21 protein-coding genes and 1 tRNA gene are annotated in these 26,257 nt (G+C 45.4%); 16 read left to right on the top strand and 6 right to left on the bottom strand.

Annotated elements, in window-relative coordinates; genetic code table 11:
• The first annotated feature begins 16 nt into the window (after positions 1–16).
• Positions 17–1,918, top strand: a complete 1,902-nt coding sequence (locus tag RS24_RS00355; RefSeq protein ID WP_021776181.1) for a DUF3604 domain-containing protein — start codon at positions 17–19, stop codon at positions 1,916–1,918.
• 20 nt (positions 1,919–1,938) lie between these two features.
• Here the strand turns inward: RS24_RS00355 and RS24_RS00350 are convergent, their stop codons facing one another.
• Complete coding sequence (locus RS24_RS00350) at positions 1,939–3,471, bottom strand: arylsulfatase (RefSeq protein ID WP_021776180.1); 1,533 nt, start codon at positions 3,469–3,471, stop codon at positions 1,939–1,941.
• Between the two features lie 148 nt (positions 3,472–3,619).
• On the opposite strand from RS24_RS00350, the gene RS24_RS00345 reads away from it, so the two are divergent.
• The 3 genes from RS24_RS00345 to RS24_RS00335 all read left to right on the top strand — a co-directional run bounded on the left by RS24_RS00345 (position 3,620) and on the right by RS24_RS00335 (position 5,480).
• Positions 3,620–4,450, top strand: coding sequence for an SDR family NAD(P)-dependent oxidoreductase (locus RS24_RS00345; RefSeq protein ID WP_021776179.1), 831 nt, complete (start codon positions 3,620–3,622; stop codon positions 4,448–4,450).
• A gap of 75 nt (positions 4,451–4,525) precedes the next feature.
• Entirely contained in the window at positions 4,526–5,017 is a 492-nt protein-coding gene (locus tag RS24_RS00340) for an SRPBCC domain-containing protein (RefSeq protein WP_021776178.1), read from the top strand.
• A 37-nt stretch (positions 5,018–5,054) separates the two neighbouring features.
• A complete protein-coding gene (locus RS24_RS00335; RefSeq protein WP_021776177.1) occupies positions 5,055–5,480 on the top strand; it encodes a nuclear transport factor 2 family protein in 426 nt (141 codons plus the stop codon).
• Between the two features lie 19 nt (positions 5,481–5,499).
• On the opposite strand, the gene RS24_RS00330 is transcribed toward RS24_RS00335, so the two are convergent.
• Together RS24_RS00330 and RS24_RS00325 are read right to left on the bottom strand one after the other, a co-directional pair.
• Positions 5,500–6,417, bottom strand: a complete 918-nt coding sequence (locus RS24_RS00330) for an alpha/beta hydrolase family protein (protein ID WP_021776176.1) — start codon at positions 6,415–6,417, stop codon at positions 5,500–5,502.
• Between the two features lie 29 nt (positions 6,418–6,446).
• Entirely contained in the window at positions 6,447–6,767 is a 321-nt protein-coding gene (locus RS24_RS00325; protein WP_021776175.1) for a 2Fe-2S iron-sulfur cluster-binding protein, read from the bottom strand.
• Positions 6,768–6,961: 194 nt separating this feature from the next.
• Between RS24_RS00325 and RS24_RS00320 the strand changes: the two genes are divergently transcribed.
• Genes RS24_RS00320 through RS24_RS00290 form a run of 7 tightly spaced genes read left to right on the top strand, consistent with a single transcriptional unit; the run spans position 6,962 to position 15,595 of the window.
• Complete coding sequence (locus RS24_RS00320) at positions 6,962–9,385, top strand: CaiB/BaiF CoA transferase family protein (RefSeq protein WP_021776174.1); 2,424 nt, start codon at positions 6,962–6,964, stop codon at positions 9,383–9,385.
• 36 nt (positions 9,386–9,421) lie between these two features.
• Positions 9,422–9,835 carry a Zn-ribbon domain-containing OB-fold protein gene (locus tag RS24_RS00315; RefSeq protein ID WP_021776173.1) on the top strand — a complete coding sequence of 138 codons (414 nt, stop codon included), beginning with the start codon at positions 9,422–9,424 and terminating at the stop codon, positions 9,833–9,835.
• A gap of 55 nt (positions 9,836–9,890) precedes the next feature.
• Complete coding sequence (locus RS24_RS00310) at positions 9,891–11,048, top strand: thiolase C-terminal domain-containing protein (protein WP_021776172.1); 1,158 nt, start codon at positions 9,891–9,893, stop codon at positions 11,046–11,048.
• Positions 11,049–11,056: 8 nt separating this feature from the next.
• A complete protein-coding gene (locus RS24_RS00305; protein WP_021776171.1) occupies positions 11,057–11,362 on the top strand; it encodes a hypothetical protein in 306 nt (101 codons plus the stop codon).
• Between the two features lie 22 nt (positions 11,363–11,384).
• Entirely contained in the window at positions 11,385–12,857 is a 1,473-nt protein-coding gene (locus RS24_RS00300; protein ID WP_021776170.1) for a class I adenylate-forming enzyme family protein, read from the top strand.
• Complete coding sequence (locus tag RS24_RS00295) at positions 12,841–14,244, top strand: CoA transferase (RefSeq protein WP_021776169.1); 1,404 nt, start codon at positions 12,841–12,843, stop codon at positions 14,242–14,244. The genes RS24_RS00300 and RS24_RS00295 overlap by 17 nt, the downstream gene beginning before the upstream one ends.
• Positions 14,225–15,595 (top strand): amidohydrolase family protein, encoded by a 1,371-nt coding sequence (locus RS24_RS00290; protein ID WP_021776168.1) that lies wholly within the window; start codon positions 14,225–14,227, stop codon positions 15,593–15,595. Before RS24_RS00295 ends, RS24_RS00290 begins: the two co-directional genes overlap by 20 nt.
• A 15-nt stretch (positions 15,596–15,610) precedes the next feature.
• On the opposite strand, the gene RS24_RS00285 is transcribed toward RS24_RS00290, so the two are convergent.
• Positions 15,611–16,618 carry an enoyl-CoA hydratase/isomerase family protein gene (locus tag RS24_RS00285; protein WP_192814045.1) on the bottom strand — a complete coding sequence of 336 codons (1,008 nt, stop codon included), beginning with the start codon at positions 16,616–16,618 and terminating at the stop codon, positions 15,611–15,613.
• Positions 16,619–16,871: 253 nt separating this feature from the next.
• Here RS24_RS00285 and RS24_RS00280 point away from each other — a divergent pair, with 253 nt between their 5' ends.
• Entirely contained in the window at positions 16,872–18,260 is a 1,389-nt protein-coding gene (locus RS24_RS00280; protein ID WP_021776166.1) for a cytochrome P450, read from the top strand.
• A gap of 70 nt (positions 18,261–18,330) precedes the next feature.
• Here RS24_RS00280 and RS24_RS00275 read toward each other — a convergent pair whose 3' ends face one another.
• Complete coding sequence (locus tag RS24_RS00275; RefSeq protein ID WP_021776165.1) at positions 18,331–19,095, bottom strand: SDR family oxidoreductase; 765 nt, start codon at positions 19,093–19,095, stop codon at positions 18,331–18,333.
• A 288-nt stretch (positions 19,096–19,383) separates the two neighbouring features.
• On the opposite strand from RS24_RS00275, the gene RS24_RS00270 reads away from it, so the two are divergent.
• The 4 genes from RS24_RS00270 to RS24_RS00255 are packed head-to-tail and all read left to right on the top strand — an operon-like array spanning position 19,384 to position 26,091.
• The gene (locus tag RS24_RS00270) at positions 19,384–21,930 is read left to right on the top strand and encodes a TonB-dependent receptor (RefSeq protein ID WP_021776164.1); all 2,547 of its coding nucleotides are present in this window, start codon (positions 19,384–19,386) and stop codon (positions 21,928–21,930) included.
• A gap of 30 nt (positions 21,931–21,960) precedes the next feature.
• Complete coding sequence (locus tag RS24_RS00265; protein ID WP_021776163.1) at positions 21,961–23,973, top strand: tetratricopeptide repeat-containing sulfotransferase family protein; 2,013 nt, start codon at positions 21,961–21,963, stop codon at positions 23,971–23,973.
• Positions 23,973–25,613, top strand: a complete 1,641-nt coding sequence (locus RS24_RS00260) for a BCCT family transporter (RefSeq protein ID WP_021776162.1) — start codon at positions 23,973–23,975, stop codon at positions 25,611–25,613. The genes RS24_RS00265 and RS24_RS00260 overlap by 1 nt, the downstream gene beginning before the upstream one ends.
• On the top strand, positions 25,603–26,091 hold the full coding sequence (locus RS24_RS00255) for a MarR family winged helix-turn-helix transcriptional regulator (RefSeq protein ID WP_021776161.1): 489 nt from the start codon (positions 25,603–25,605) through the stop codon (positions 26,089–26,091). Before RS24_RS00260 ends, RS24_RS00255 begins: the two co-directional genes overlap by 11 nt.
• A 39-nt stretch (positions 26,092–26,130) precedes the next feature.
• Here RS24_RS00255 and RS24_RS00250 read toward each other — a convergent pair.
• A tRNA-Leu gene (locus RS24_RS00250) sits at positions 26,131–26,217 on the bottom strand.
• Positions 26,218–26,257: the final 40 nt, after the last annotated feature.

Here is a 26,257-nt window from a genome sequence, read left to right as displayed (position 1 = left end):
ATTGGAGGGTTTTGAGATGAAATTACTTAAGAGGATTTTTATAATTCTCTCTGTCTCATTGGCAGTGGTCGCGCTGGGTATTATTATTTTCGATGCCTCAATTCGCTTTGATGATCCAATTTGGGACATGGTTGAAGAAGGGCAAATTGACCCAAACATCCCAGAAAAAGAAAAGCTCTCTTTCAATCCAACGCGCCATTTATTGTGGGGCGACTTACATGTCCACACATCTTATTCCTATGACGCTTACACGATGGGCACACGCACCCTGCCCGATGACGCCTATATATTTATGCGCGGCGGCACGATTAAGCACGCTTTTGGCTACCCTATCCGCGCTGGCCGCCCGCTTGATTTTGGTGCCGTTACTGACCACGCTAAACTTTTAAACGGCCCGCGTAATATGGGCGGGGGCGAGAATGATAAGCCGGACGAAACAATTATTAACAGCCTTAAAAAAGGCAGCCCGTTGCACTTCACCTATAATTTCGTAAACCGTTTAACCAATACCATAGGCTCGCAGGCGGCAAGAGATGAGTATTATGGTACGATAGAGGTCAATGAAGCATCCCTAAGCGCTTGGGCGGCCTCGATTGAAGCAGCTGAACGGCACAATGACCCCGGAAGGTTTACGACCTTTGTCGGCTATGAATGGACGTCCATGCCCGATGAACAAAATCTGCATAGAAATGTGATTTATAAATCCACCCATGTACCGGAATACCCTGTCTCCTCAGTCATGTCCGAAAACCCCGAAGACCTATGGCTTGCACTGGATGAACAACGCGCTCAAGGCATGGAGATGCTGGCGATACCTCATAATTCAAATGTGAGTGACGGTAAAATGTTCGAGTCCCTAACCTTTGAAGGCAAAGCTATGAGTGCCGAATATGCGGCCTTAAGAAATCGCAATGAACCTCTTGTCGAAATTTTTCAGGTAAAAGGCTCCTCGGAAACGCACCCCAAACTTTCACCGAATGATGAATTTGCCGGATTTGAAATCCTTGATCAGATGCTTACATTTGATCAGCGCTTAAGCGAACCAAAAGGGAGCTATGCACGCGATGCCCTTCAAACCGGATTGAACATGGCGCATCAGAACGAATTTAATCCATTTATGTTTGGTGTCATTGGTAGCAGTGACAGCCATAACTCTTCCTCTTCAGTTGAGGAGGATAATTTTCACGGCAAACTGCCCCTCATTGACGGCACGCCTGCCCAACGGCTCGGGGTCGCTTTTGTTGGTCTCCCACAAGATGTAAACGCTTATGGAGCCGCCGGGCTTGTTGCCGTCTGGGCACAGGAAAACACCAGGGACTCTATTTTTGATGCCATGGCACGGCGCGAAACATTTGCTACATCGGGGCCTCGCATGTCGCTTCGACTTTTTGCTGGATGGGATATTGACCTTGATGCAATTGAAGGCAATTGGCTTGAAACCGCTTATGCACAAGCTGTCCCAATGGGGAGCATTTTGGAAGGTAGCAAAGAAAACACTGCACCCAAATTACTTGTTCATGCTGATAAAGACCCGATTGGTGCTAATCTCGATAGATTACAAATCATTAAATTATGGGTAGATGAGGACGGCACAAGCCGCGAAAAAATCTTTAATATTGCCGCATCTGATAATCGCTTATCTCAATCAAAAGACGGCCAGATTCCGCCGGTTGGTAATACCGTTAATATTGATAATGCAAGTTATGAGAATTCTATTGGTGCAATATCCCTCTCAGCGATTTGGCAAGACCTCGAATATGACCCGGCACAAAACCCGCTTTATTACGCACGAGTCATTGAAATCCCAACACCACGATACACAACTTATGATGCTAAATTTATGGGTATCACAGCCCCTGAACCTGCATTGATACAAGAGCGTGCGGTCAGTTCCGCTATCTGGGTACAAACAAAATAAAGCGCGGTAAGCTCTACACCTTACTCATATTTGATACGCCCTTTATCTCCATAGCGGCGTTGAAGCACGATTGACTCAAGCTGCCCGAAACCTTCATGCGGGGCTTCTTCAATTTTTTCTGCAGGAATAATAACGTCTGCGTAATCTTTTGGCGCACGCCAGCCGGGATGCGGGTTGATTTTGACATAGCTACCGCCAATCGGGTGCAAACTCCGCCACTCATTAATTTTCTTGTTTAGCTTTTTAACCACAGCCGGGTGATCTTCTGTGAGGTCATTTTTCTCATAAGGATCTGCCTCCAAATCAAACAGCTGATTGTTAAACTCGATCGAGGTCATTTTATGGTCGATATTTTGAACCAATTTCCATTTGCCATCAATCACACCAAGCTGGAACTTGTTGTAAACCGGTATGTTAGAGGCAAAGTAAAGCGCGCCTTCCCGCTTTGAAACATTTTCCCCCGTTATCGTTGACCAACGATTAACACCATCGATTTTTTTCTTAGTTCCATTGTCCACACCTGCTGCATGGGTGAGTGTTGGCAGCATATCCAACACCGAAACGATTTCGTCAACTTCACTACCGGCTGCAAGTTTTTCCGGCCACCGCATAACTGCCGTCACGCGAATACCACCCTCATAAACTTCCAGTTTACCCCCACGATAAGGCCCATTATCCGAGCCATAGTTTTCAAACCCGCCATTATCGCTGAAGAAAAACACAATTGTATTATCCGCAACGCTCTCTTCATCCAGCGCGGTCAGTACTTTACCAATCGCTTGATCCATCGAGTCGACCATTGCCGCATAAGTTTTGCGGGTACTGCCCGGTAAATCCAGACGGAAAGGATATTTATCTTTTAATTCCTCCGGCGCTTCCATAGGGGAATGAGGCGCGAGAAACGGGATATAAAGCATGAACGGTTTTGATTTATCTCTTAAATCAGTAATGAAACGGGCCGCTTGTTCACCATGAACATCCGTCGCATATTCACCATTGTGATCAACAGGCTTACCGTTCTCCTGAAAGTCATGCCCGTTAGCGACCTGATGATCAAAATAGCTAACCTGCGTATGCATATGCCCATAGAAATGGTCAAATCCACGGGCATTAGGGGTGTGCTGTTCAATCGTATGACCCAAATGCCATTTACCAACCATCGCTGTGTTGTAACCGGCACTTTGGAAACTTTGTGGCAAGAAATGTTCATCAAGAGAGACGCCACCATTCTCCCAAGGCATGAGAACAGAATAAGCAACGCCGAGTTTTAGAGGATCACGGCCCGTCATCAGCGCAGCACGTGTAGGCGAGCAAAACGGCGTGGCATAAAAGCGGTTCAGCTTTACCCCCTCTTTGGCGATACGGTCAATATTTGGGGTTTCAATATCACTGCCATGATAACCAACATCTGCCCACCCCAAATCGTCTGCTAATATAATGACAATATTCGGACGTTCATCGGCTATCGCATCGGTGAGATTAGCGACCCAAAAAATTGCACAAAAAAAACCTGTAACGCTCAGATAACACATCTTCTTAATTGTTTCGCTCATTGAAATATCCCCCACTTACCCCACTGAGATTCTGTCTGATTTTATTTACGAATCTCATTTGAAATTTCCTAAGGTTATAAACAATATCAGTTGAAAAAAGAAATCAAGATTTGTTCTTATTAATCATGGGTTACGGATAGGGGGTGTCATGAAAAGTTTTAATAATAAGGTTGCTGTCATAACCGGCGCAGGGGGCGGCATTGGAGGTGCGCTTTCAAAGGCCCTTGCTCAACGTGGGTGCCATCTCGCGCTGGTTGATTATAACCCAGATATGCTTGAGAAAACTGTATCGACCCTGACAGATACGGACGTCAAACTATCCACGCATATTGCCGATGTGACAGACAAAAAACGCATGGCAGCTTTGCCCGATGAAATCGTCGCTGGACATGGCCGTATCGATTTGCTGATCAATAATGCAGGTATTACGTTGCAAAAAAGTTTTGATACGCACAGCATTGAAGACTGGGAACGCATCGTAAATTTGAATTTCTGGGGCGTGCTTTATGGCTGCAAGTTTTTCAAACCTTTTCTCGAAAAATCTGCTGACGCACATGTCGTCAATATGTCCAGCATGACGGGCTTAGTTGGTTTGCCGGCACAATCTTCTTATTGCGCGACCAAGGCAGCCGTTAAAGGACTGACTGAGTCTCTTTGGGCTGAATGGGGTGCTGCTGGTATTGGCGTAACCTCAGTTCACCCTGGAGCTATTAAAACGGATATGATGCGCGCCACCCTCAAGGACTCAGATGACATAGCGGCGGCAGAGAAAAATATAGAAATGGTTGCCAAAATCGGCATGGCGCCGGATGTGGCTGCGGAAAAAATCTTACTTGCTGTGCAAAAGAAAAAAATGAAAGTTCTGGTCGGAAAAGATGCTGTTATTATGGATGCAATGAAAAGGTTTACACCAGGACTGATACATGGATTATTTGCCAAAATAGCAAGGAAACAATTTGCTGGTGCGCGCAATCAATAGTGCAAATTGAAACAGCAAACGAGATTGACAAATACATGCCAATTCATTTGATATGAGCATGTATGGAGGACAGATATGAGCACAGCAGAAAATCCTAATGTAGACTTCAACCCCGATGCCCTTGTGACATCTATTAAGGTTGAGATAGATGCACCCGCCTCGCTGGTATGGGACATCCTTATAGATATGCCTAAATATGGCGAGTGGAATCCATTCTGCATTGAATGTAACTCCACATTGGAAATGGGCGCACCGGTCAATATGAAACTGAAGAGCTACATCACACCAGATGAGGTTTTTGATAACTGCGAGTTTATCTGCGCCTTTGAGCCGGAGAAAATGATTTCGTGGGAACTGCCCTATTCTGATGAGTGGCCTTATCCCGCGCGCCGCGACCAGATTATTGAAAGTCTTGGCCCTGAAAAATGTAGCTATTATTCAACAGATGCCTTTCTTGGCGATAACGGCATTCATGTCATGCGCTTTGCCGGACCATGGGTCAAACTTGCATTTGATGATACAGCACATGCACTAAAAGCGCGCGCTGAAGCTTTGTATAATAAGTAAAAAGCGTAAGTTTCTTTGAAAATATAAAGAGGAAAATATGCCTGAAGATATGAATGAAGCCGTAAGTGATATTCTGGAAAGCGGCGGCGATAGCCTGCCAGATGACATCATGGTGGCTGCAGTAGAAAACTACGTTAAACATTTCAACAATGGTGATTATGAGGGGGTTACTGATCTCTTTGCTGAGAAGGCAACCGTTGAAGACCCAATTGGCACACCGATTAAAAACGGCAAAGCTGAAATAAAAGAATTCTATAAAATGTCCACCCAACTCGGTGCACAACTTGCGCTTAACGGGCCTGTTCGGGCCGCCACAAATGCGGCAGCATTTGCCTTTAGCGTAACGACACAGTCACCACAAGGTAATATTCAGGTTGATGTTATTGATACATTTAAGTTTGACGCAGAAGGTAAAGTGACTGAAATGTGTGCTTATTGGGGGCAATTAAACGTCAAAATGTAAAACTGCAATTAAGCAGGGTTTACAGAACTTCGCCCGCCCAATCATTAATCGCATCACACAGACTCTCAATTGCCGCGAAGGCAAATGAGTTGTGACCTGCGCCGGGCAACACCATAAATTTAATTGATGCCGCGTTGATGTAATCTTTCGGCGCTTCTTCGGGTGGGGCACCCAAATCATGCTCTCCAGCAGCCATAAATAATGGTACAGTGATTTTATTGACTTCAGGCCTGAAACTGCCACGTATCATGGACATATAGCCCCCGGCAGAAAAAAGCGATGACTGCACTTTCATAAGCAAGGCATGCGCGCCTTCATTTTCTGCACCAAATGTAATCGACTCAAGGCTCGGCCCGCCACTTTCATAATTGATGAAGGGCGCCTTAAACATGCGTAACACATGCGCCTTCATTTCTTTTTCGAGTCTTTCAGGCTGTTCGATAAACTTCATATCTTCTTCTAGTAAGCCCCAATCCAACCCACCTGCATTTGACCCAATCAGACAGATAGCATCAAACGGCATAAGTGCATTAATCAAGGTTATCATCATGCCGCCCATTGAATGGCCAGTACCGATTTTTTTCACATCGGTAATCGCTGGATGCGCAAAAAATTCTCCCAACGCTTGAACCGTAAAACTAACTGACTGACGCGGCGTGAAAAAAGGATGCGCTTCGTCTATTTTATTTTCGCCCACCCCGGCATGATCCATGAGCATTACTGCAAAGCCATGGTCACACATACGCGAGGCGAATGAATAGTCAAATCCTTCAGCCTGACCGAGATTAAAATAATCTTTAGTATTGCCACCACCTGGCTGGCAGAAAAACAAGGCTTTCACAGGCGTATCGGGTAGAAATAATGACGCTGTAAAATCTGTCTCAAAGCCATCCAGAAGGGTGACTTTGGTTTTCAGTGTTATGGCGTTTTTTAGCATTGTTCTTTAACCATATAATTTTGTGCCGATTAGATTTGCGGGCCCACAGTCAGAGACAGACCGTCATGGTCTTCTCTCAGGATAATTTGGCAACATAGCCTTGAAGTCGCCTTAATCTCGACGAGTTCTTCTAGAGATTCGAGCATATATCCCTCATCTTCGGTTCGTTCGCCGGTAAGTGCGTACCAATTTTCATCAATGTATACATGGCATGTACCGCATGAAGCCATACCACCGCATGTACCTTCAACAATGCCTGCATCACGAATGGTATTCATTAACTGTGAACCGGAAATCGCTGTGAGTTCTTTTTTTGCGCCATCTGCGTCTGTAACGTGAATATTAATCATTTTTGCCTATCAACAATAAATCGTACGAAGTTTGTATTGACTGGTTTGTCATAGTAGGTATTTTCAGAAACATGTTCGAAAATAATTAATGGTCTCTTACCTACTCTGATTATCATTTTCAAGCAAGACTTGTCTGAGGTCACAAAGTAGAGGAAACCGTAAAACATAATTTATAATTCCGGAGGATAAAAGCAATGTCGGGAGTTCTAGAAGGTCTTAAAGTTCTTGATTTAAGCTGGGGGGTCGCAGGTCCGATGACTGGTATGTTACTGGGCGACCATGGTGCAGATGTTACGCGCATTGAACGTCCTGAGGGTGACCCGTTTGAGGGCTTACTTGGATATAAGGTCTGGCATCGCGGTAAAAAAAATGCGGTTTTAAACCTCAAAGACGATGCAGATTTAGAAGTTTTTTATAAGCTGGCGGCAGATGCCGATATTGTTATTGAAAGCTTTAGTCCGGGCGTTACGACCCGCCTTAAGATAGACTATGCAACCCTTGCGGCGACTAATCCGAGACTTATTTATTGTTCCATCACTGGCTATGGTGACGACACCGAGGATAAAGACAAACCTGGTTATGACGGCCTTGTTGCCGCCCGTGTCGGCCTGCAATATGAACAGCGTGGATGGCCGGAAGGCAGTGTCTACCACATTAAAGGTTTGCCAGATATTTTTGAAGATTTGGAAATCGATAATGAATGGGTTCAAGGGGCGGATCGTGAAGGTCCATTACATGTGTCTTCTCCCTGGCCAAGTCTCGGAGCGTTTTTCTCCGCAGCGACGGGCATCTCTGCTGCGCTTTTCGCGCGGGAGCAAACGGGTAATGGTCAACAGGTTAAAACTTCACTCATGCAAGGTGCATTGGCATGTATGAGTGGCGTATGGCAACGCATGGACGACCCAGACGCCGAAGGTTTTAACACCTGGATTATGGGCAGCAAAAGCCCAAAAGGACACTTTAAAACTTCTGACGGTCGTTGGATTCATAACTGGGTACCAAACCCGCGCTTTATTTTGGAGTCCTCCAAAGGTGACAAGCTTGACGCTAGCCCTGATTTGACAGTTCAAAATGACCCTGACCGCTTTGGTATTGGACCCGAAGAACTTCTTGTCATGTCGCATTATCAACCCATACTTGCAGATGCGATGGGCAAATTCCCTTGTGATGAATGGGTTGAAGCGGCAGCGATTGCCGGCGTGACTATGCAAGAATGTCGGTCAATTGAGGACTCGTTAACTGACCCTCTTCTGATTGATGATGGCTGTGTGACAACTGTGGATGACCCTGAGCTTGGACCGATTAACCAAGTGGGCATCACTTACCGCCTTGAAAACAGCCAAGGTAAAGTAAAAGGCCCGACACGGGCTACGGGCAGTGATACGGAAGCTGTTAAAGAATATGCTGCGTCCCTCGCCTCTCCTGAGCGTATGGAGAAAAACACAATCAATGGTGACCCACCTCTAAAAGGTATTCGCGTGCTGGATCTAGGTCTGGCGATTGCCGGACCGTTTGGGTGTCAGTTGTTGGCGGATATGGGCGCGGAAGTGATTAAAATAAATACACTTTGGGATAGCTTCTGGCATCGCACACATATTGCCTACATGGCCAATCGCGGTAAACGCTCCATTGCTCTCATGCTCAAGCATCCAAAGGGGATGGAAGTGCTTAAAAAACTCATCGCCAGTTGTGACGTGGTGCAACATAATATGCGCTATGCCGCCGCTGAAAGATTGGGGCTTGATTACGAATCACTCAAGAAAGAGTTCCCTGAGTTGATTTATTGCCATACACGCGGTTTTGAAAAAGGTCCCCGTATGGGATTACCGGGTAATGATCAAACTGGTGCTTGCTTGTCCGGTATTCAATATTCAGACGGCGCCGTCCATGCCGGAGGGCATCCGCTTTGGTCACTTACCTCGCTCGGCGATACAGGTAACGGTTTCTTGTCTGCTATCGGAATTTGTCAGGCGCTTTATGAACGCAAAATAACCGGTAAAGGCCAGTTTGTTGACACCTCGATTATTAATGCGACTTTATTGAATACCAGCTATGCCGTCGCAAAACCCGATGGAAGCCCGGTTGACAGACCGCTTCTGGATTTAAACCAGACAGGCTTTGATGTTTATCACCGCATTTACAAAACTTCAGATGAGTGGATTATGGTCACAGCAATTAATGATGCACATAAATCCGCCCTTGATGGCATTATTGGTGCAGGAGCAGACGCGACGACGGCTGAAAATGTATTTGCCGGGAAATCAGCAGATGAATGGTTGAAAATTCTCGCCGATAGCGGTGTCCCCGCTGAACTGTCCGATAGAAAATACTCTCTCGACTTTTTCGACAATACAGATTTCAAAAAGCGTGGCTGGGCTGCGGAATATAATGACCGTTTTGTCGGCAAGCTTGAGCAGATTGGTTTGACCTATGACCTATCTGACACACCATGTCGCATTCCGACCAGCCCTCTCATCGTCGGAGATAATACTGAGGCTCTATTGCGGGAGCTTGGTTATTCCGAAGAAGAAATTGACGTGATGGCCAATGAGACAGCTGTTTTGTGTGACCCACCGCGTGAAGGACAATCGGAACTCGAAAGTCCTTGGAAAATATAAGTTAAATTGCGAACAACATTATAACAGGAGATTGTGATGCGCCCTGACCCGATACTGAGAATTGATACTGCTTTCTTCTGGGAAGCATGTGAGCGTGGGGAGTTTGTCGCCCAGAAATTTAATTGTGCCCGTGAAGGGGAAGCCTGCGATACTTTATGGCACCCACCCCGCCCGATGTGCCCCAAATGCCATTCCACTGAAAAAGAAATCCAAAAGCTATCCGGCCTTGGAACAGTTGTCAGTTGGTGCGTTGCGGTCAGACCACAGGCTTTTGGTTTTGAAGAGTCACCCATAGCCGCCCTCATCGAACTGGATGAAGGGTTGCGCTTTGTTTCAAATGTTGAAGGGGTCGCTGAAGGAGACATGCAACCCGGTATTCGTGTTCAGGTTGCTTTTGCCGATACCTCTGGTGGCAAAAAAGTCCCCATCTTTAAACCCGTTTCAGAATAAGTGTAGACACGCCAACCTACCCGCTTTTTAAAAGTCACATTAAAGGAAGACCAACATGTCCAAAACAAACAACCAAGCAGCTATTGTCGGTATTGGTCAGACCGAATTTTCAAAAGATTCAGGTCGTTCAGAACAGCAGCTTGCCGCAGAGGCCGTTATTGCCGCCTGCGAAGATGCAGGCATTAATCCCGAAGAAATAGATGGATGCATCACCTACACTATCGACAACTCTGATGAAGTTGACCTTCTACGTTCAGTAGGGTGTAAGGAACTGAACTATACAGTTCGTCTACCACAAGGCGGGGCCGCGAATGCCGCCACACTTTATCACGCTAAAAACGCCGTTGAGTCTGGCGTCTGTGATGTTGTGGTCATCTGGCGTGCCATGAACGAAAGATCTCAGTATCGTTTCGGTCAACCGACAGTTTCAATTTCCCCCGATGCTAATGGCTCAACATTTATTGAATGGTGCTTTCCTTTTGGCGCTCAGACACCCGCTTCATGGGAGGCACTGTCGTGTGGGCAGTATCTCAGCAAATATGGCGTGACAAGCGAAGATTTAGGTAATATCGCCGTGCTAATGCGTAAGCATGCCGCGACCAATCCGAATGCATGGTTTTATAACCAACCCATTACACTCGATGACCACCAGAATAGCCGATGGATTGTGAAGCCGTGGCTTCGTTTGCTGGATTGCTGTCAGGAGTCGGATGGTGGTGTGGCTATTATTGTAGCGCGTATGGATAAAGCCAAAGACTTGAAACAGAAACCTGCTCGCTTACTCGCGGCGCAATATTCCTTCTTATTTAACCATGAGATTATCTCAGATTTTTACGAAGGTGACCTCACAGGCTTGCCCTTCAGTGAGCGTGTAACAGAGAAGCTCATTGAAGACGCCGGCATTGCGCCAAAGGATACAGATGTTGCCATGATATATGATAACTTCACACCACAAGTCCTGCGCCAGCTGGAAGGTTTTGGCTACTGCGGGCCGGGAGAAGCCAAAGATTATATAGCCGATGGTAATATGGAGCTTGACGGCAAAACGCCTCTCAGCCCAAACGGGGGGCTTATTGGTGAAGGTTATATTCACGGTATGAATAATATCACTGAGGCCGTACGCCAGATTCGCGGTACGGCAGCAAATCAGGTACAAAACGTTGAAACAGCTTTTGTCGCTTCGGGTGTCGCCGGGGCCATTCTAGGTAAATAGGAAATAAAATGGTGCAAATTAAAGCAGGTACAAAACTTTTCAGCGCAGTGTGTGACACGCAAATTATGGTTCTGCGTGTACCGGCAGATGATTTAGATGTGTCATGTGGAGGTTTACCCATGCAAACTGAGGAAGCTGCTGAAAAATCTTCCATGACAGAGGAAGCAGGAGAAGGCAGTCTCGTCGGCAAACGCTATGTTGACGAAGCTGAAACCTTGGAGTTTCTATGCACGCGCGGCGGCGAAGGGAATGTCTCGGTGAATGGTGTCGCCCTAGAGGTTAAGCAAGCTAAACGGCTTCCCTCCTCTGATTAATCTAATTAAACCGGTAAGTTAAATGAATATTCACCTCATCCTTCAGATGGCCGCAGATAGCATGCCGGACAGGGAAGCCGTTGTTTGCGGATCTCAAAGAGTGACTTATCAGGCGCTCGCCGATGCGGTAAATGCACTCGCAGATAAGCTTGAAAACACCAAGAAACTTGCCTATCTGGCTGAGACAGGTGCAGCAGCTCCGGTTGCCATGTTTGCAGCAGCTTTACGCGGTATCCCCTATGTGCCGATTAATTACCGCCTGGCTGAAGACCAAATTAAGGCATTACTAAAAAGGGTTTCGCCTGCATTGTTAATTAGTGATGATGCGCCTGAGGTGGAAGGCATTTCCCTTATCACCCCAGCACAGGTGTTCTCACCTGGCACACCATGGGAAGGTTTCGCTCCCGATGAAGAGGGCGGAATCGCGATTGAGCTTTTCACCAGCGGGACAACAGGCGATCCTAAATCTGCTATTTTGCGTCATGATAACCTAATGGCTTATATTCTCGGCACGATTGAATTTATGAGCGCCGAAGAAACTCAAAGCACCTTGGTCAGTGTGCCGCCTTATCATATTGCCGGAATCTCGGCTATCCTGAGTTCCGTCTATGCTGGTCGGCGTATGGTACAGCTTCCGAATTTCTCACCTGAAGCATGGCTAAAATTAGCAATGCAAGAGAATATCTCACAGGCATTTCTTGTTCCGACTATGCTTCAGCGTATTATCGAGCATGTGACAAGCAAAAATGAAACGCTTCACCTCCCAGCCATGCAAGCCATTGCCTATGGTGGTGGAAAAATGCCTCATGCCGTCATTGAGCAAGCCATGTCACTAATGCCGCATGTGAATTTCACAAATGCGTATGGATTAACTGAAACCAGCTCTACCATTTGTTTGCTTGATCCCGATGATCATCGTGAGGCATTCGAGTCTGAGGATCCAGCAGTAAGGGCGCGTTTATCATCAGTTGGCAGACCTCTGCCGGCGGTTGAGTTGGAAATACGCGATGACAATAATGCACCTTGCGATGCTGGCGAAGCCGGATATGTATTTGTTCGCGGCGACCAAGTCAGCGGTGAATATCATGGCAGTGGGTCTTTATTGGATGAGAATGGCTGGTTCCCGACGCGCGATAGAGGCTATCTGGATGATGCCGGTTATCTCTTCTTAGACGGGCGGGCAGATGATGTTATTGTGAGGGGCGGCGAAAATATTTCCCCTGGCGAGATTGAAGATGTTTTGATTGAAATGTCGGATATTAAAGATGTCGCCGCGGTAGCTGTCGCTGATGATGAATGGGGTGAGGCAGTTGGCGTGGTAATTGTACCGACGGACATGACTGCACCGCCAGAAATTGAGGCCATAAAAACTCATGTTAGAGATCAACTCCGTTCCAGCCGTGTGCCGACACAGGTCAAATTCACAGAAGAATTACCCTATAATGAGACCGGCAAACTTCTACGCAGAGTTTTAAGGGATGGCTTTTCAACCTAACGAAAAAACGAACGTAATCGCTTACGCCAATACCCTGCTGGCGGGTTTAAATTTGTCACCTCTTTCTGATGTGCCTTTCATTGAAACACATCCAGCAATAAATAATGCGCGTTCCGGTGTGCAAGGTCATGCCCATCCTTCTAGCAACAACAAAATAATTCCAACGGCACTTGCCGATTATGCAGATGGTGCGCTCCTTGCCTTGAAAAGCGTTGCACAGGACAACCCATTAAAAACGAACCTCCCTGAATATGGAGCACACTTGCTTGGGGAGCGCATGGCATTATTCAACACCCACCCCAGAGAACAAGTTTCAGCAGGTGGAAGTTGTCATTTCTTCGAAGCGCGGAACGGTTATCTGGCAATCAATCTGGCACGAGATGAAGATTTTGACTTGCTTCCAGCACTCACCGACGCGCAGATACCGATAACAACAGACAAACAAATATTGGAAAATGCCTTTAAGAAATTTTCAATTCAAGACCTTATCCCTCTTGGTCGAGACCTAGGTCTTGCAATCTCTGCTGTTGCCCTTCCGGATTACGACTCTTTTGATAATTGGGTTAGCATGTCACCATCGGCAACATCACAATATCCTTCACCTAAAGTATCCCCGCTCGTCGTTGATCTCTCATCATTGTGGGCTGGCCCTTTGACTGGGAGTCTCTTGGCGATGCTGGGCGCTGAAGTCATTAAAGTCGAGTCGAGCAAGCGGCTGGATGGCGCGCGACGAGATAAAAGCGACGATCAGGGGGAAAAAGAATTTTATGACTTGATGAATGGTGGAAAAAAATCTTTTACATGCGATTTCACAACTCAGGAAGGACGCGAGCAGCTTCTGCAACTTATTGAATGCGCAGATATTGTTATAGAAGCCTCTCGCCCGCGCGCGCTCAGACAGTTGGGTATTCACGCCGAGACTCTCCTCGCAAAAAAACCAGGTAAAGTCTGGCTTTCTATAACAGCTTATGGTCACGGGCCGGCCACAGAAAACATAATCGGCTTCGGTGATGATATCGGTGTCGCCGCCGGACTTTCATCACTCATGGACATAATCCATGGTCGCCCCCTATTTGTTGGTGACGCGATAACCGACCCGCTAGGTGGGTTGCACGGCGCGCTGGCAACATGGGCCTGCTGGATGAACGGCGGTGGGATGATTGACCTTTCCTTATATCAAGTTCTCGGTTTTGCTTTATCACAAGACCCACTGATAAGAGCCTTCAATAAAAATAATTTAATCCGCCGAACGTCCGAATGGACTAAAATCCTGAACATGTCGGACGAAAATATGTATCCTGTCAGGAAAGCCTCAAAACCCGCTCCACCGCCGGGGTATCATAATGAAGAAATTCTAAGGAAACTGGATGCTCTTCAAAAAAGTTGATTTGGAAAACAGGGTTCAAGACATTCGTATTCGGGGAAAGCGGATAACGGATATTGCCCTTGATTTGATTGCTGAAGAGGGAGAGGAAGTCATATATGCCAATGGCGGCGCACTCCTACCCGGACTTCACGATCACCATATTCACATAAACGCGACTGCTGCATCGCTCAACTCACTTAGCTGCGGCCCACCAGAAGTGTCATCCGAACAAGAGCTTGCCGACGCACTTCACAAATCAGCTACTCATCAACCGCAACAATGGCTGCGCGGTGTCGGCTATTATCCTTTTAAAGGCAATGAAGAGAGTAACATTATTGATCGTGACTGGCTGGATAAGAACGGGCCTGACTGTCCGATTAGGATACAACATCGAAGCGGACGGCTTTGGGTTTTCAACACGAAAGGCTTAGATGCGCTGGGCAAAGCAGGCGTGTCACTGGATGCCAATATCCTTGATAAAGGTCATATCTATGATGCGGACGCATCTGTTCACGAAGCTCTAATGTCTGACCCTCAAAACCTTTCAGACCTTATCAACCTCTTACTGAGTTATGGAATTACGGGTGTTACAGAAGTTACACCCCGAAACGCAACCGAAGATTTTTTAAATTATCAAAAACATTGCGCACCTTTAAGAATGACTATTATGGGCCGCCCTTCCCTTTGTGACGCAACAGATAAATCTACTGATCGGGTAAGCATTGGACATGTTAAGTTGCATTATCACGACCATGACCTGCCTTCTCTTGAAACGCTGACCCAAGAAATTCAAGAAGCACATGCGCAAGGGCGCGGTGTGGCGTCTCATTGTGTCACTCATGCCGAACTAATGTTGACACTCGCTGCAATTGAAGCCGCAGGTCCGAGTAAGAAAGACAGAATTGAACATGCCGCTATCGTCACGCAAGATGCGCTGGACTGGATTAAGCAACTCAATATCGGCGTGGTCACACAACCTAATTTTATAGTCGCGCGCGAGCATGCATATCGACAAGATATTGATAAAGACATGCACCCTAATCTTTGGCGGCTGGGCAGTTTTCAAAAAAAAGAGATACCCCTTGCTGCCGGAAGTGACGCTCCCTTTGGCAGTTTTAACCCATGGCTAGCAATTCATGCGGCCATTCACCGCCCAGTAATATTTGATGATGGCGAAGCGTTATCTCCTGAGAAAGCGCTTGAGCTATATACGACTGAAGCAACGGATATGCGGATACAAAGAATTATTAAAATTGGTAGTGTGGCGGATTTGTGTCTCATGCACCAAAGCCGAAATGCACTTTTTAAAAACCCTATAAAAGCCAAAGTGCATATGACACTGATTGACGGCAAGATTGTTTATAAATCCTAAGCGCTCACAATCAGATTAAGTCACCATACGCGTTTCAATATTATCAATAAGCCCCCACTTATAAGCGGTTTCTGCTTTAATACGTTTCCCCGTTAAAACCATATAGGCAGTCTTGTGGCGCCCAATCCGACGAGATACGCTCACCGTCCCTCCCGCGCCGGGGATAAGCCCCATTCTAATTTCAGGTAATTGTGTCCAGGCCTTCGGATGTGCCGTCACCTCATGGGCAAACGCCGCAAGTTCCAGCCCTGCGCCAATTGCCGGCCCATTCAGATATGTCCGAACATGAACAGGATTATCCCGCCAGACCAATCGCGCAAGTAACCGCCCTGGGAGACGGACGCTGCGAATCCAGTGCGCAGTTGCCGGGTCTGCAACTTGTCCGAATTCTGGTAAAGCGCCCCCAATAGAGAAGCTTTTGCCAATAGCAGATAGAGAAAGCGTTTCAATCGTCTCATCTATCAGAGCCAGTTCGAAGGCTTCACATAAAGCATCCCGCAAATGAATGTCTATTTCATTATGTCTTTCAGGTGCGTTCAAACTCAGATTGAGGTGTTGCGCCTCCCGCGTCACTAAAAGCGGGCTTAGCGACACGTTTGACTCTGTTGGTGTTTCTCTATTTGCCAACCAATTTTTGAACTCGCGCCCCCCTTGAAGAAGAGCATAGGCAAAACTCTCCGCGGTTAATGCCGCTTCAAAATCCAATTTTTCTATGAGCCGCAAATGTTGAGTTAACACCAGAGACGCAACAGGATAATTCGTCACGATTTGCGCGATATAATCAGCGTCAGTTGTTGTATCCACCACCACATCAGCAACGTAAGACAAATGGTCGGGGAGTTTTTCCAACTGGTTGGAAATAACACAGACAACACAAGGAAGTTCAGCAAGCCATCGCGAAAATTCACATGAAATATCATCATTCTCAGCTTCGAGCACCACATATGGATGAGGACTTTCCGGGCCAAAAAAATCATTGCCGACTCCAGCCTCAAACAACTGTTCTAAAGTTTCACAACTCATGATATTTGTCTTTGCAACTGAGATGACAGCCCCCGTCATATGAATATATCAACATTGATCTATTTCAATTTGGCATGTTTTTATTTGACAGAAAGATTTAATTCAATGAATATTCGAATATGGTTCGAAAATTAAAAAGCGAAAAATATTTATGTCAGCGCTGGAAACAATTAAAAACAAATTCGGTTGGTTGTCCCTTGATTCTGACCTAGGAATTGATTTCGTAAACCGCCGTTAAAGTGGAGAGGTAGATATGTCAGCAGCAGAAGAGATTAAAACATACAAAAATATACCAGATGTCGATGGATTACCGTTACTGGGAAACACGCTGGAAATGGCAAAAGATCCAGCTGCATTATTTCTAAGAGCCTACAGAGACTACGGCCCGGTATATCGGGTGAATGTTTTCGGACGAAAACAGATTGTGATTGCTGGTCGAGAGGCTGCTCTATTTATGTCGACAAAAAAAGGACGCGAAAGCCTTCGATCACGTGAGTTTTGGGAGCCAATGAGAGAATTTTATGGTGCCTCCAAAATGTTAACACGTGAGGATGGCGAAGTTCATCAACGTCTTAGAGGTGTGATGCGTGATGGCTTTTCTAGAGAAGCAGTTCGCGGTAGGTATCATGAACTTGCTGCTACGATTGACGACTCGATTTCAAGCAAATGGAAAACTGGCTCTGAAGCGCCTGTTGTAGAGGCTTTCCAATATATGATTGTTCAAGAACTTGGGGAAATTCTTACAGGATCTGCACCTCTAGAATATGTCCGCGATATTCGGGTTAACATTCTTTATATCCTTAATGTGCTTGTGACACAGGTCAGACCTAGATTTTTCTTGGGCCTGCCTGAATTTAAGAAAGCCAACAAACGCGTTGAAGAACTCAGCCGGGATATGATTATCGAATTCAAAGCGCATGCTGAAAAAGGAACATTACCTAACAATTTGTTGGGTGATATTATGCGTGCACATATTGAACACCCTGATCTAGTTCCTGAAACTGATTTATCCCTACTTCTTACTGGCCCATATGTTGCTGGGTTAGACACAGTTGCCAACACACTCGCAGCCGCCGTATACGGTATTCTCAGAACACCTGGCGTATTGGAACGTGTTCAAAAAGAAGCTGACGCCTTGATGGCAAAGAAAACTATAACAGAAGATGATATTCGTGAATTAATTGTAATTGGTGGGTGCATTCGTGAAGCAATGCGGATGTGGCCTATTGCCGTTGCACAAATGAGAACGGCTACGCAGGATTTTGAATTTGAAGGCTACCTCATTCCAGAAAATGAGAAACTCTATATTGGCACAAGCGTATCTCACTTTATGGAAGAGTATTTCCCAGATCCTGAAGTTTTTGATCCAGACAGATATCTAGATGAAAACGCACAACACATGCAACCAGGCGTCTATTCACCATTCGGTAGAGGTCCACACACATGCCTTGGTCAAAATCTTGCGGAAGTGCTAATGGGTATGACCATTGCCCGCCTTTTCCATCGCCTGGATATGACACTGGAAAGTGAGGATTATATTCTCAAGACCAAGTCATTCCCGACACCTGGCCCTGCGATGGACTTTAAAGTCAAAATAAAAGGCGAAAGAATGCCAGCTGATAAGCTTATACCTGAAGCCTAGGTTTTCTGAATTTTCTAAGGAAAATGGAGGCCTTAGTGCCGCCCTTTTTTATTGCTTAATTTTTGCAATCTTAAAACTGATTTGGTCGGACTACAGCATCTGTTCCGCCATCCACATAAAGCACACTGCCATGCATGAAGGAAAAGGCATCACTGACCATCAGCACGATAACATTCGCGATTTCATCAACATTCGCTGTTCTGTTCAACGGTACAGGAATAGCTTCTAATGCGCCTTTTAAGTCAGGATTATCCCGGACACCTTGAAGCATAGGTGTCTCTGTCATACCTGGCGCAATAGCATTCAAACGCACACCGGCTGTCCCCCATTCATGCGCCCGATGACGTACCGCGCGCGCCACCGCGTGTTTGGATAAACCGTAAGTTTCGGCAGAAGGTGCATTACCAACAATATCGACCGCAGCCTGCTCATCATGAGCAAGCAAGGCTTTTACAAGCTCATTTTCCGGATCGACGCCCATTTGGGCCGAGTTGGAACTTAGCGCCAGAGCAACTGCGCCAGGACGCCCTTTCATAGCGGGGAAGAATCCATCTAACAGCTCTACCGTGCCAAAATAATTTACAATCATCACAAGTTTTCCATCTGGCAGATGCCCCCCCATACCAGCAGCAGTAATAAGGATGTCGATTTCCGAGCCTGTTTTTTCAAGAGTTTCTGAAATTGCCTTTTTGCGACCTTCTAATTTCGATAAATCAGCGATAATATCCGCATCGCGAAGATCAATACCAATTATCTCGTGTCCGGCAGCTAAGAGCTTTTGAGTAACCTCCCGACCGATACCTGATGCGCAACCTGTAATGACAATTGTAGACATTTTAATTTACCCTGTTAATTCTAATCTCTCAGAAACTAACATAAAATAACTGGCATGTAATTTAGGAATTAACGAGTTGCATGAAGCCATTCCCCCACAACACTTGGTTAAGCAGGCTTTTTATAAATATTTGAAAAATACTAAAATGAACTACACATCACAAAATATATAACTTGTGAATAAAAGTAAAATATGACTTAAAAGCATTAATTTGACATTTTATAATAAAAATACTACGAACTCCGTAATACTTATTCAATATATTCAAAAAGGTCTTACATAGTCACTATGTCGAATTCATTTTCAAAAAAACTTACGCTTTCAGTTTCACCTCTCGCACTACTTATTGCCTCAGGAGCTCCAGAAATTAGCTTTGCGCAATCTGTCAACTCTATTGATGAGATTGTTGTCACAGCTCGGAAGAAAGATGAGAGCCTACAAGATGTCCCGGTGGCTGTTTCAGCACTAGGTGAGGAAGCCCTAGATCAACTTGGGGTCGATACATTTGAGGATTACCTGACACAGCTACCCAGCGTAACTGCAGGGGGGTCAGGCCCAGGACAAAATACAATTTATATTCGTGGTTTGGCCTCCACTACACCAAACCTTACAACATCTGGTGTAGCCGGACTTGCACCTAATGTTTCTTTTTATCTCGACGAACAGCCATTAGCACAACCAGGTCGTAACTTAGACGTTTACGCTGCTGATATTGAACGTATTGAGGTACTTTCTGGACCTCAAGGGACACTTTTTGGTTCCAGTTCTCAAGCAGGTGTTGTCCGGATGATTACAAATAAACCCGATTTAGACGGATATTCGGCTGAAATTACCCTTCAAGGGTCTATGATGTCAGAAGGTGATCCAAGCACTAAAATTGAAGGTATGGTAAACGTTCCACTCAGCGATAAAACAGCAATTCGTGTTGTCGGCTATTATGATAAAAAAGGTGGTTACATTGACAATGTTGCTGGCACTAGGAGCACAGAACAAAGCGCTAGATTCCGTCCAGTAGGCACTGTTCGCAACAATGGCGTCCCTGTATCAGCAGGACGTGCAGGATTTCAATCTACTGCAGATTTAAGCAATGTAAATTTCACCGTTGCTGATAACAATTCTCTAGTCGAAGATAACTTTAACGAAGCTTCTTATGCAGGTATTCGTGGAACAATAAAGCATCTTATAAATGATGATTGGAGCGCTTTGCTCTCAGTCACTAACCAAACAATTGAAACAGATGGTGTTTTTTACGCGGACCCAGAATTAGGTGAATTACAAATTCAACGTTTCAATAATGATAACAGCGAAGACGAATTCACTAATCTAAGTTTAACATTAGAGGGACGTTTGGGAAATCTGGAAGTAATTTATGCAGGCGCTTATACAGATAGAGAAGCAGAACAAATAATTGATTATACTGATTATCTTTTTGTTGGTCAGTATCTACCTTATTATATTTGTGACGGATCGGTATCATATCCTGCTGCAGGTGCATTGCCCGCTGGTAATTGTTATACCCCGAGTATGTTTGTTGACTCGAGAACCGAAATGACTGTGGAGACACACGAATTGCGTTTTAACACAATGTCAGATGGATCTTTATCAGCAACTTTCGGCGGATTTATGAGCGAATTAGAGTTAAAAGAATTTAATGATTTTGTTTATCCTGGCCATACATCAGTTGTAGACGGATTTCCTCCTAATTACCCATTGACCAATACTGCAGTTACAGGTTTAGTTGGCAATGCCGCACCGGGTTATTTCTCTGATCCTGGCCCCTTCCCCGCTGGAACTGTTTTCAGAAATGATATCTTAAGGACAGATGAACAAATTGGTTTATTTGGTGAAATTAATTATGAGCTAGTTCCAAACTCTTTAGAATTAACCCTTGGCGCAAGGTATTATGACATTGAAGTTGATATGGAAGGTTCTGCAAATTCGTCTTTCTTTAACTTAGGTGCCGCATCAGATGCACAAAGAGCAGGTACAAATATTTCAGCAATATATGGACCGAATAGACCTGCAGGAAATCCAGATAAAGCTGCATCTGACGGAACAATTTACAAGGCAACTGCGAAATTTACTCCCGACGAAGACAAGATGTATTATTTTACTTATTCTGAAGGCTTTAGAGCAGGCTTACTTAACCGTCCAGGAGGTGCCAGCGGTCCTAATGGTTTTACAGTTCCTTTCGCTGTTGATACTGATGAAGTCAAAAATTATGAATTCGGCTGGAAAACCCTGTTACAAGACGGTTCTCTTCGTTTAAACGGTAGCATGTTCTTTGTTGAAGTAGATGGTCTTCAAACCACCATTTTTGATACAAGCATTGTAAATCTTTTCTTCTCTGATAATGCAGCAAATGCTGAAATAAAAGGCCTTGAAGCAGATTTCATTTATATAACCGATATTGACGGCCTTTCCTTAGCTGGTGCCGCATCTTTCCTTGATACAGAAATTACTGAGAAAATAACACCAACAAACGATGTTGTTGTAGGCGATGAACTTGCCTTTGCTCCTGGTTATCAAGGTAATCTGAGAGTGCGTTATGAGTGGACGATGAGTAATGGATATATTGGTCATGTAATGCCCCAGGTAACCATCTCAGATAAAAGTTATTCCGACATAATTCAAATTAATCGAGATGAAATTGATAGCTGGATGAGTTTCGACATACGTTTGGGTGTCACCAGTGAAGAGTGGTCAAGCGAGTTATTTATCGAAAATGTAACTGATGAAAGAGCTGAAATTAGCCGTGATTTTGTCTATGATACAAATCGTGTGACTTATATGCGTCCAATGACAATTGGTCTAAAAGTCAATCGAAAATTCTAAATAGCGTTAGCGCGGAAAATTGGGACCAGGATGAATGATTTGGGTTTGGTGATTAAGGAAGCCAGCCAAGCCGTTAAAGCGCATAACTTTACGCATGCTCTTGACCTACTGACCCAAAATCTCGATCAAGATCCCAATCATACTGATAGCCTGTATCTCGCCGCAGTTTGTTCGCGATATATGCAATCATATGACCGTGCCCAAGACTATCTCAATCAGCTTTTGAAGCTCGCCCCAGATATGGGGCGGGTTTATCAGGAACTCGGCCACCTCAAACGTGCAACAGGCGATATTGAAACTGCTATAGCTCAATATCGGCATGCCTGTGAACGTAACCCCGGCTTACTTGCCTCTTGGCAGGTGCTTTTCGAATTCTATAAATATCAAAACAACACAAATGCCGCTAACCATGTGAAGGAAAAAATCGACCGGCTCAACGCCCTCCCACCAGCTTTACTGCATGTCACCCAGATTTTGCATGAAGGCCGGCTTGCGGAGGCAGAAGAATTATGCCGGAAATTCCTACAACAAAACCCCAAAAATACAGAAGGTATGAGCCTGTTAGCAGAGATTGCGAGTCGGCTTGGCTATCTAGGCGATGCCGAGTTTCTGCTTGAGAGTGCCGTGGCATTTAATCCTGAAGATGCAGAATTGCGACTTAGCTACATGCTGCTCCTGCGCAAAAAACAGGATTTTGCCGCTTCCATAGAACAGGCAAAAATTCTTTGTGAACGTTTTCCCGACAATCTTACTTATAAGGCTCAAATGGCAATCGAGAAGATGCAAAACGGGGATTATGAGCAAGCAATTGATATTTTTGACAGTGTGCTTGCTATTGCACCGAAAGACCCGAACACCCTGACCTCTAAAGCGCACGCGCTCAAGACTTTTGGCAATAATGAAGCTGCAATCCAAAATTATCAGGCGGCTTATGTCTCAAAACCCGACCATGGGGAAGCTTATTTCTCGCTCGCGAATTTAAAAACCTATACTTTCACGCCGCAGGAAGTTGCTCTCATGGAAGCGCAAATAAATCGCCCCGAATTACCCCAGAAAGACCGCGCCTATTTTCATTTTGCCATGGCGCATGCTTATGAAAAAGAGAAACGCTTTGAGGACAGCATTCATCATCTTAAGCAGGGAAATTTAATTAAGCGCCAACAAAGTAGCTATTCCAGTAAAAGAATGACACAGGAAATAGATGCCCATATAGATATTTGCTCCACGTCATTTTTTGAGACACATGCTGCAGGTGGGTGCGATGCGCCCGACCCGATATTTATTGTAGGTCTGCCGCGCGCCGGCTCAACATTGATTGAACAAATTTTGGCCTCTCATTCGCAAGTTGATGGCACCCTTGAACTTCCCAACATTTTAACTCTTGCACAAAGTTTACGCGGTCAGGAACGTCTCTCTGGAATCGGAAACTATCCAGAAGTCCTGAAAACCCTGTCACCGGAAAAGCGTTTGGAGATGGGGGAAGCCTATATCAATGATACACAAATGCATCGAAGCGGGGCGCCCTACTTTACCGATAAAATGCCGAATAATTTTCGTCATATTGGACTCATACATCTTATTCTGCCCACCGCAAAAATAATTGATGCACGCCGCGCACCACTTGATTGTTGCTTCAGCGCATTTAAGCAGCTTTTCGCTCAAGGTCAGGAATTTAGTTACGGATTAGAGGAACTCGGCACTTATTACCGGGATTATGTTCGTCTTATGGCGCACTGGGATGATGTGTTACCTGGCAAAGTTTTGCGTGTGCAACATGAAGATGTTATTGATGATTTGGAGGGTCAGGTGCATCGTATCCTTGAATATCTTAACTTACCTTTTGAAGAGCAATGTATCTCTTTTCATGAGAATCGTCGGTCAGTAAGGACTGCAAGTTCAGAGCAGGTCAGAAAACCAATTAACACAGATGGAGTCGGCAAATGGAAAGCCTATGCTAAAGATTTACAACCGCTGGCACAGGCATTGGGTGATGATTTGATATCTCCAGAAGATTTATCCTTAATTTTATCCGAGAGAGCGTGATGGAAAAAGATAATCAAGAGTCACTGACCATTACTGAAAATAAATTATTCCCGGCTGATACGGATTATGAAATCGGTCAGGATAATATCGAGATTTTCGGATTGGATATCCATAACCCCGTTTTTGCTCTTAGCGCTACTTTAGCTCTCATATTTTCTGGCCTTGTGCTGGCTTTTCCAGAAACCTCGACATCAGTCTTGCTCGGCACGCGTGATATCATTCTCGACTTGTTCGATACCATGTTCTCGCTATCAATTATTGCGCTCACTGGTTTTATTCTGTTTTTGATTGCCTCCCCCTTCGGGCGCATCCGTCTTGGTGGAGATGATGCAAAACCCGAATTTGGCTTTATCTCATGGGTCTGCATGCTATTTTCTGCTGGTGTTGGCATTGGTATGACCTTTTACGGTGCTGCAGAGCCTCTTGCCTATTATACCGGGACATATGGCACCCCTCTCGGGGTCACAGCAGAAACCCCAGAAGCCTACCGGCTTGCTTTCAGCGCCACCCTCTTTCATTGGGGGATTAGCGGCTGGTCGGTATATGCGTTAATTGGTCTTGCTATTGGCTTTTTTACCTTCAATCGGGAACTTCCTCTCACCATTCGGTCAATTTTTTATCCGCTTCTGGGCGAAAGGGTTTGGGGCTGGCCGGGTCATATTATTGATGTTGTTGCTGTATTATCCACTTTATTTGGATTGGCAACCTCTCTCGGCCTTGGCGCTCAGCAGGTATCAGCTGGGTTGAATTATCTTTTCGACATCCCAAAAACCTTACAAACCCAAGCCCTGGTCATCATGTCTATTACCAGTCTTGCCATTTACTCCGTTGTGCGCGGGCTGGACAGAGGCGTAAGAAAGTTGAGTAACATTAATATTAGTATGGCCGCTTGTTTGTTGTTATTTGTCATTTTAGCCGGGCCGACAAAACTTGTTCTGTCTTCATTTGCAGATAATTTTGCCAATTATTTTGTTGATATGTTCAGGCTAAGCACACTCGACCGCCCCGTAGACAGGCAATGGTATCATGACTGGACAATTTTTTACTGGGCGTGGTGGATATCCTGGTCACCTTTTGTTGGTATATTCATCGCCCGCATTTCAAAAGGCCGTACCGTTAGAGAATTTTTACTTGTGGTCATGACTGCACCACTTATCATCGCTCTGATTTGGTTCAGTTCCTTCGGTACAACAGCAATTTCGCAATATGATGCCAATATCGGCAGCCTGCCAAATAATACGGGGGACATATCACTCGTACTTTTCTTGATGCTGGAAAATCTTATTTTCCCAGTTCTTTCCAGCCTGTTTGCGCTCGGGCTTCTGGTTTTCTTTTTTGTGACCTCATCTGACTCTGGCTCACTGGTCATAGACAGCATAACCTCAGGCGGTAAACTCCATGCTCCAAAACCTCAGAGGATTTTCTGGGCATCTGTTGAAGGATTACTGGCGATTGTTCTCCTTGTAGGTGGCGGTTCGTCAGCGCTCGGCGCCATCCAGGCAGGTGCGATTTCAATGGCACTGCCATTTTTAATTATTCTTCTTGCTGCATCTATCAGCTTGACCAGTGGCCTCTATTCGGAGTTGAGTTATATGAAAACAAAAACCCTACATAAAGAGAGTGATGCATATGAGAAATAATAATCTTGAGGACGCATTGGTCGCCATTCGACGCATTATGCGTGTTACCGAGATCAATTCGCTGTCGCTTGCAAAAAAAACTAAGCTGACACCAACACAAATGATTGTTCTCCAAGTGATAGCCACCACTGATGAGGCAACACCGAGTTTTATTTCAAATAAAACAACCCTCGGCTATGCAACCATCACAACTGTGTTAAATAAATTGGTTTCGCGAGACCTCATCACCCGCAAAAAAGGTGATCTCGATAAACGTATGCAGTTTGTAAAAATTACTGAGAAGGGACGCGAAACAATTGAACTTGCCCCTGACATGCTTCAAAGCCAGTTCGAGAAAAACTTTCAGAATTTACATGACTGGGAGCAAAGCATGATTGTTGCGTGTCTGCAACGGGTCTCTTTCTTCCTTGAGGCTGAAACAATCGATGCCGCACCAATTCTGGATTATGGTGAACTGAACCAACCGCCACAAACTTAGGCACCTTGTCCTCAGATTTATAGGGGAACCATTTAGAAATGGTGCGGTCGAGAAGACTCGAACTTCCACGGGTGTTACCCCACAGCGACCTCAACGCTGCGCGTCTACCAATTCCGCCACGACCGCACTGGTAAGAGAACCACGCTTTAGCAAATCCGGCTGGTTG

Origin of the sequence: Candidatus Micropelagos thuwalensis, from assembly GCF_000469155.1 — a bacterium.
In the GTDB taxonomy this organism is placed as follows: domain Bacteria; phylum Pseudomonadota; class Alphaproteobacteria; order RS24; family RS24; genus Micropelagius; species Micropelagius thuwalensis.
The sequence above is the reverse complement of the archived record's forward strand: the minus strand, read 5'-3'. Positions and strand labels throughout refer to the sequence as shown.

What these genes read in the sequence shown, in the direction of transcription:
- RS24_RS00300 (WP_021776170.1), top strand. Translation starts at nt 11,385, where the DNA reads ATGAATATTCACCTCATCCTTCAGATGGCCGCAGATAGCATGCCGGAC.
- RS24_RS00325 (WP_021776175.1), bottom strand. Translation starts at nt 6,767, where the DNA reads ATGATTAATATTCACGTTACAGACGCAGATGGCGCAAAAAAAGAACTC.
- RS24_RS00275 (WP_021776165.1), bottom strand. Translation starts at nt 19,095, where the DNA reads ATGTCTACAATTGTCATTACAGGTTGCGCATCAGGTATCGGTCGGGAG.
- RS24_RS00260 (WP_021776162.1), top strand. Translation starts at nt 23,973, where the DNA reads ATGGAAAAAGATAATCAAGAGTCACTGACCATTACTGAAAATAAATTA.
- RS24_RS00330 (WP_021776176.1), bottom strand. Translation starts at nt 6,417, where the DNA reads ATGCTAAAAAACGCCATAACACTGAAAACCAAAGTCACCCTTCTGGAT.
- RS24_RS00270 (WP_021776164.1), top strand. Translation starts at nt 19,384, where the DNA reads ATGTCGAATTCATTTTCAAAAAAACTTACGCTTTCAGTTTCACCTCTC.
- RS24_RS00340 (WP_021776178.1), top strand. Translation starts at nt 4,526, where the DNA reads ATGAGCACAGCAGAAAATCCTAATGTAGACTTCAACCCCGATGCCCTT.
- RS24_RS00285 (WP_192814045.1), bottom strand. Translation starts at nt 16,618, where the DNA reads ATGAGTTGTGAAACTTTAGAACAGTTGTTTGAGGCTGGAGTCGGCAAT.
- RS24_RS00335 (WP_021776177.1), top strand. Translation starts at nt 5,055, where the DNA reads ATGCCTGAAGATATGAATGAAGCCGTAAGTGATATTCTGGAAAGCGGC.
- RS24_RS00280 (WP_021776166.1), top strand. Translation starts at nt 16,872, where the DNA reads ATGTCAGCAGCAGAAGAGATTAAAACATACAAAAATATACCAGATGTC.
- RS24_RS00315 (WP_021776173.1), top strand. Translation starts at nt 9,422, where the DNA reads ATGCGCCCTGACCCGATACTGAGAATTGATACTGCTTTCTTCTGGGAA.
- RS24_RS00295 (WP_021776169.1), top strand. Translation starts at nt 12,841, where the DNA reads ATGGCTTTTCAACCTAACGAAAAAACGAACGTAATCGCTTACGCCAAT.
- RS24_RS00345 (WP_021776179.1), top strand. Translation starts at nt 3,620, where the DNA reads ATGAAAAGTTTTAATAATAAGGTTGCTGTCATAACCGGCGCAGGGGGC.
- RS24_RS00305 (WP_021776171.1), top strand. Translation starts at nt 11,057, where the DNA reads ATGGTGCAAATTAAAGCAGGTACAAAACTTTTCAGCGCAGTGTGTGAC.
- RS24_RS00350 (WP_021776180.1), bottom strand. Translation starts at nt 3,471, where the DNA reads ATGAGCGAAACAATTAAGAAGATGTGTTATCTGAGCGTTACAGGTTTT.
- RS24_RS00255 (WP_021776161.1), top strand. Translation starts at nt 25,603, where the DNA reads ATGAGAAATAATAATCTTGAGGACGCATTGGTCGCCATTCGACGCATT.
- RS24_RS00290 (WP_021776168.1), top strand. Translation starts at nt 14,225, where the DNA reads ATGCTCTTCAAAAAAGTTGATTTGGAAAACAGGGTTCAAGACATTCGT.
- RS24_RS00310 (WP_021776172.1), top strand. Translation starts at nt 9,891, where the DNA reads ATGTCCAAAACAAACAACCAAGCAGCTATTGTCGGTATTGGTCAGACC.
- RS24_RS00320 (WP_021776174.1), top strand. Translation starts at nt 6,962, where the DNA reads ATGTCGGGAGTTCTAGAAGGTCTTAAAGTTCTTGATTTAAGCTGGGGG.
- RS24_RS00265 (WP_021776163.1), top strand. Translation starts at nt 21,961, where the DNA reads ATGAATGATTTGGGTTTGGTGATTAAGGAAGCCAGCCAAGCCGTTAAA.
- RS24_RS00355 (WP_021776181.1), top strand. Translation starts at nt 17, where the DNA reads ATGAAATTACTTAAGAGGATTTTTATAATTCTCTCTGTCTCATTGGCA.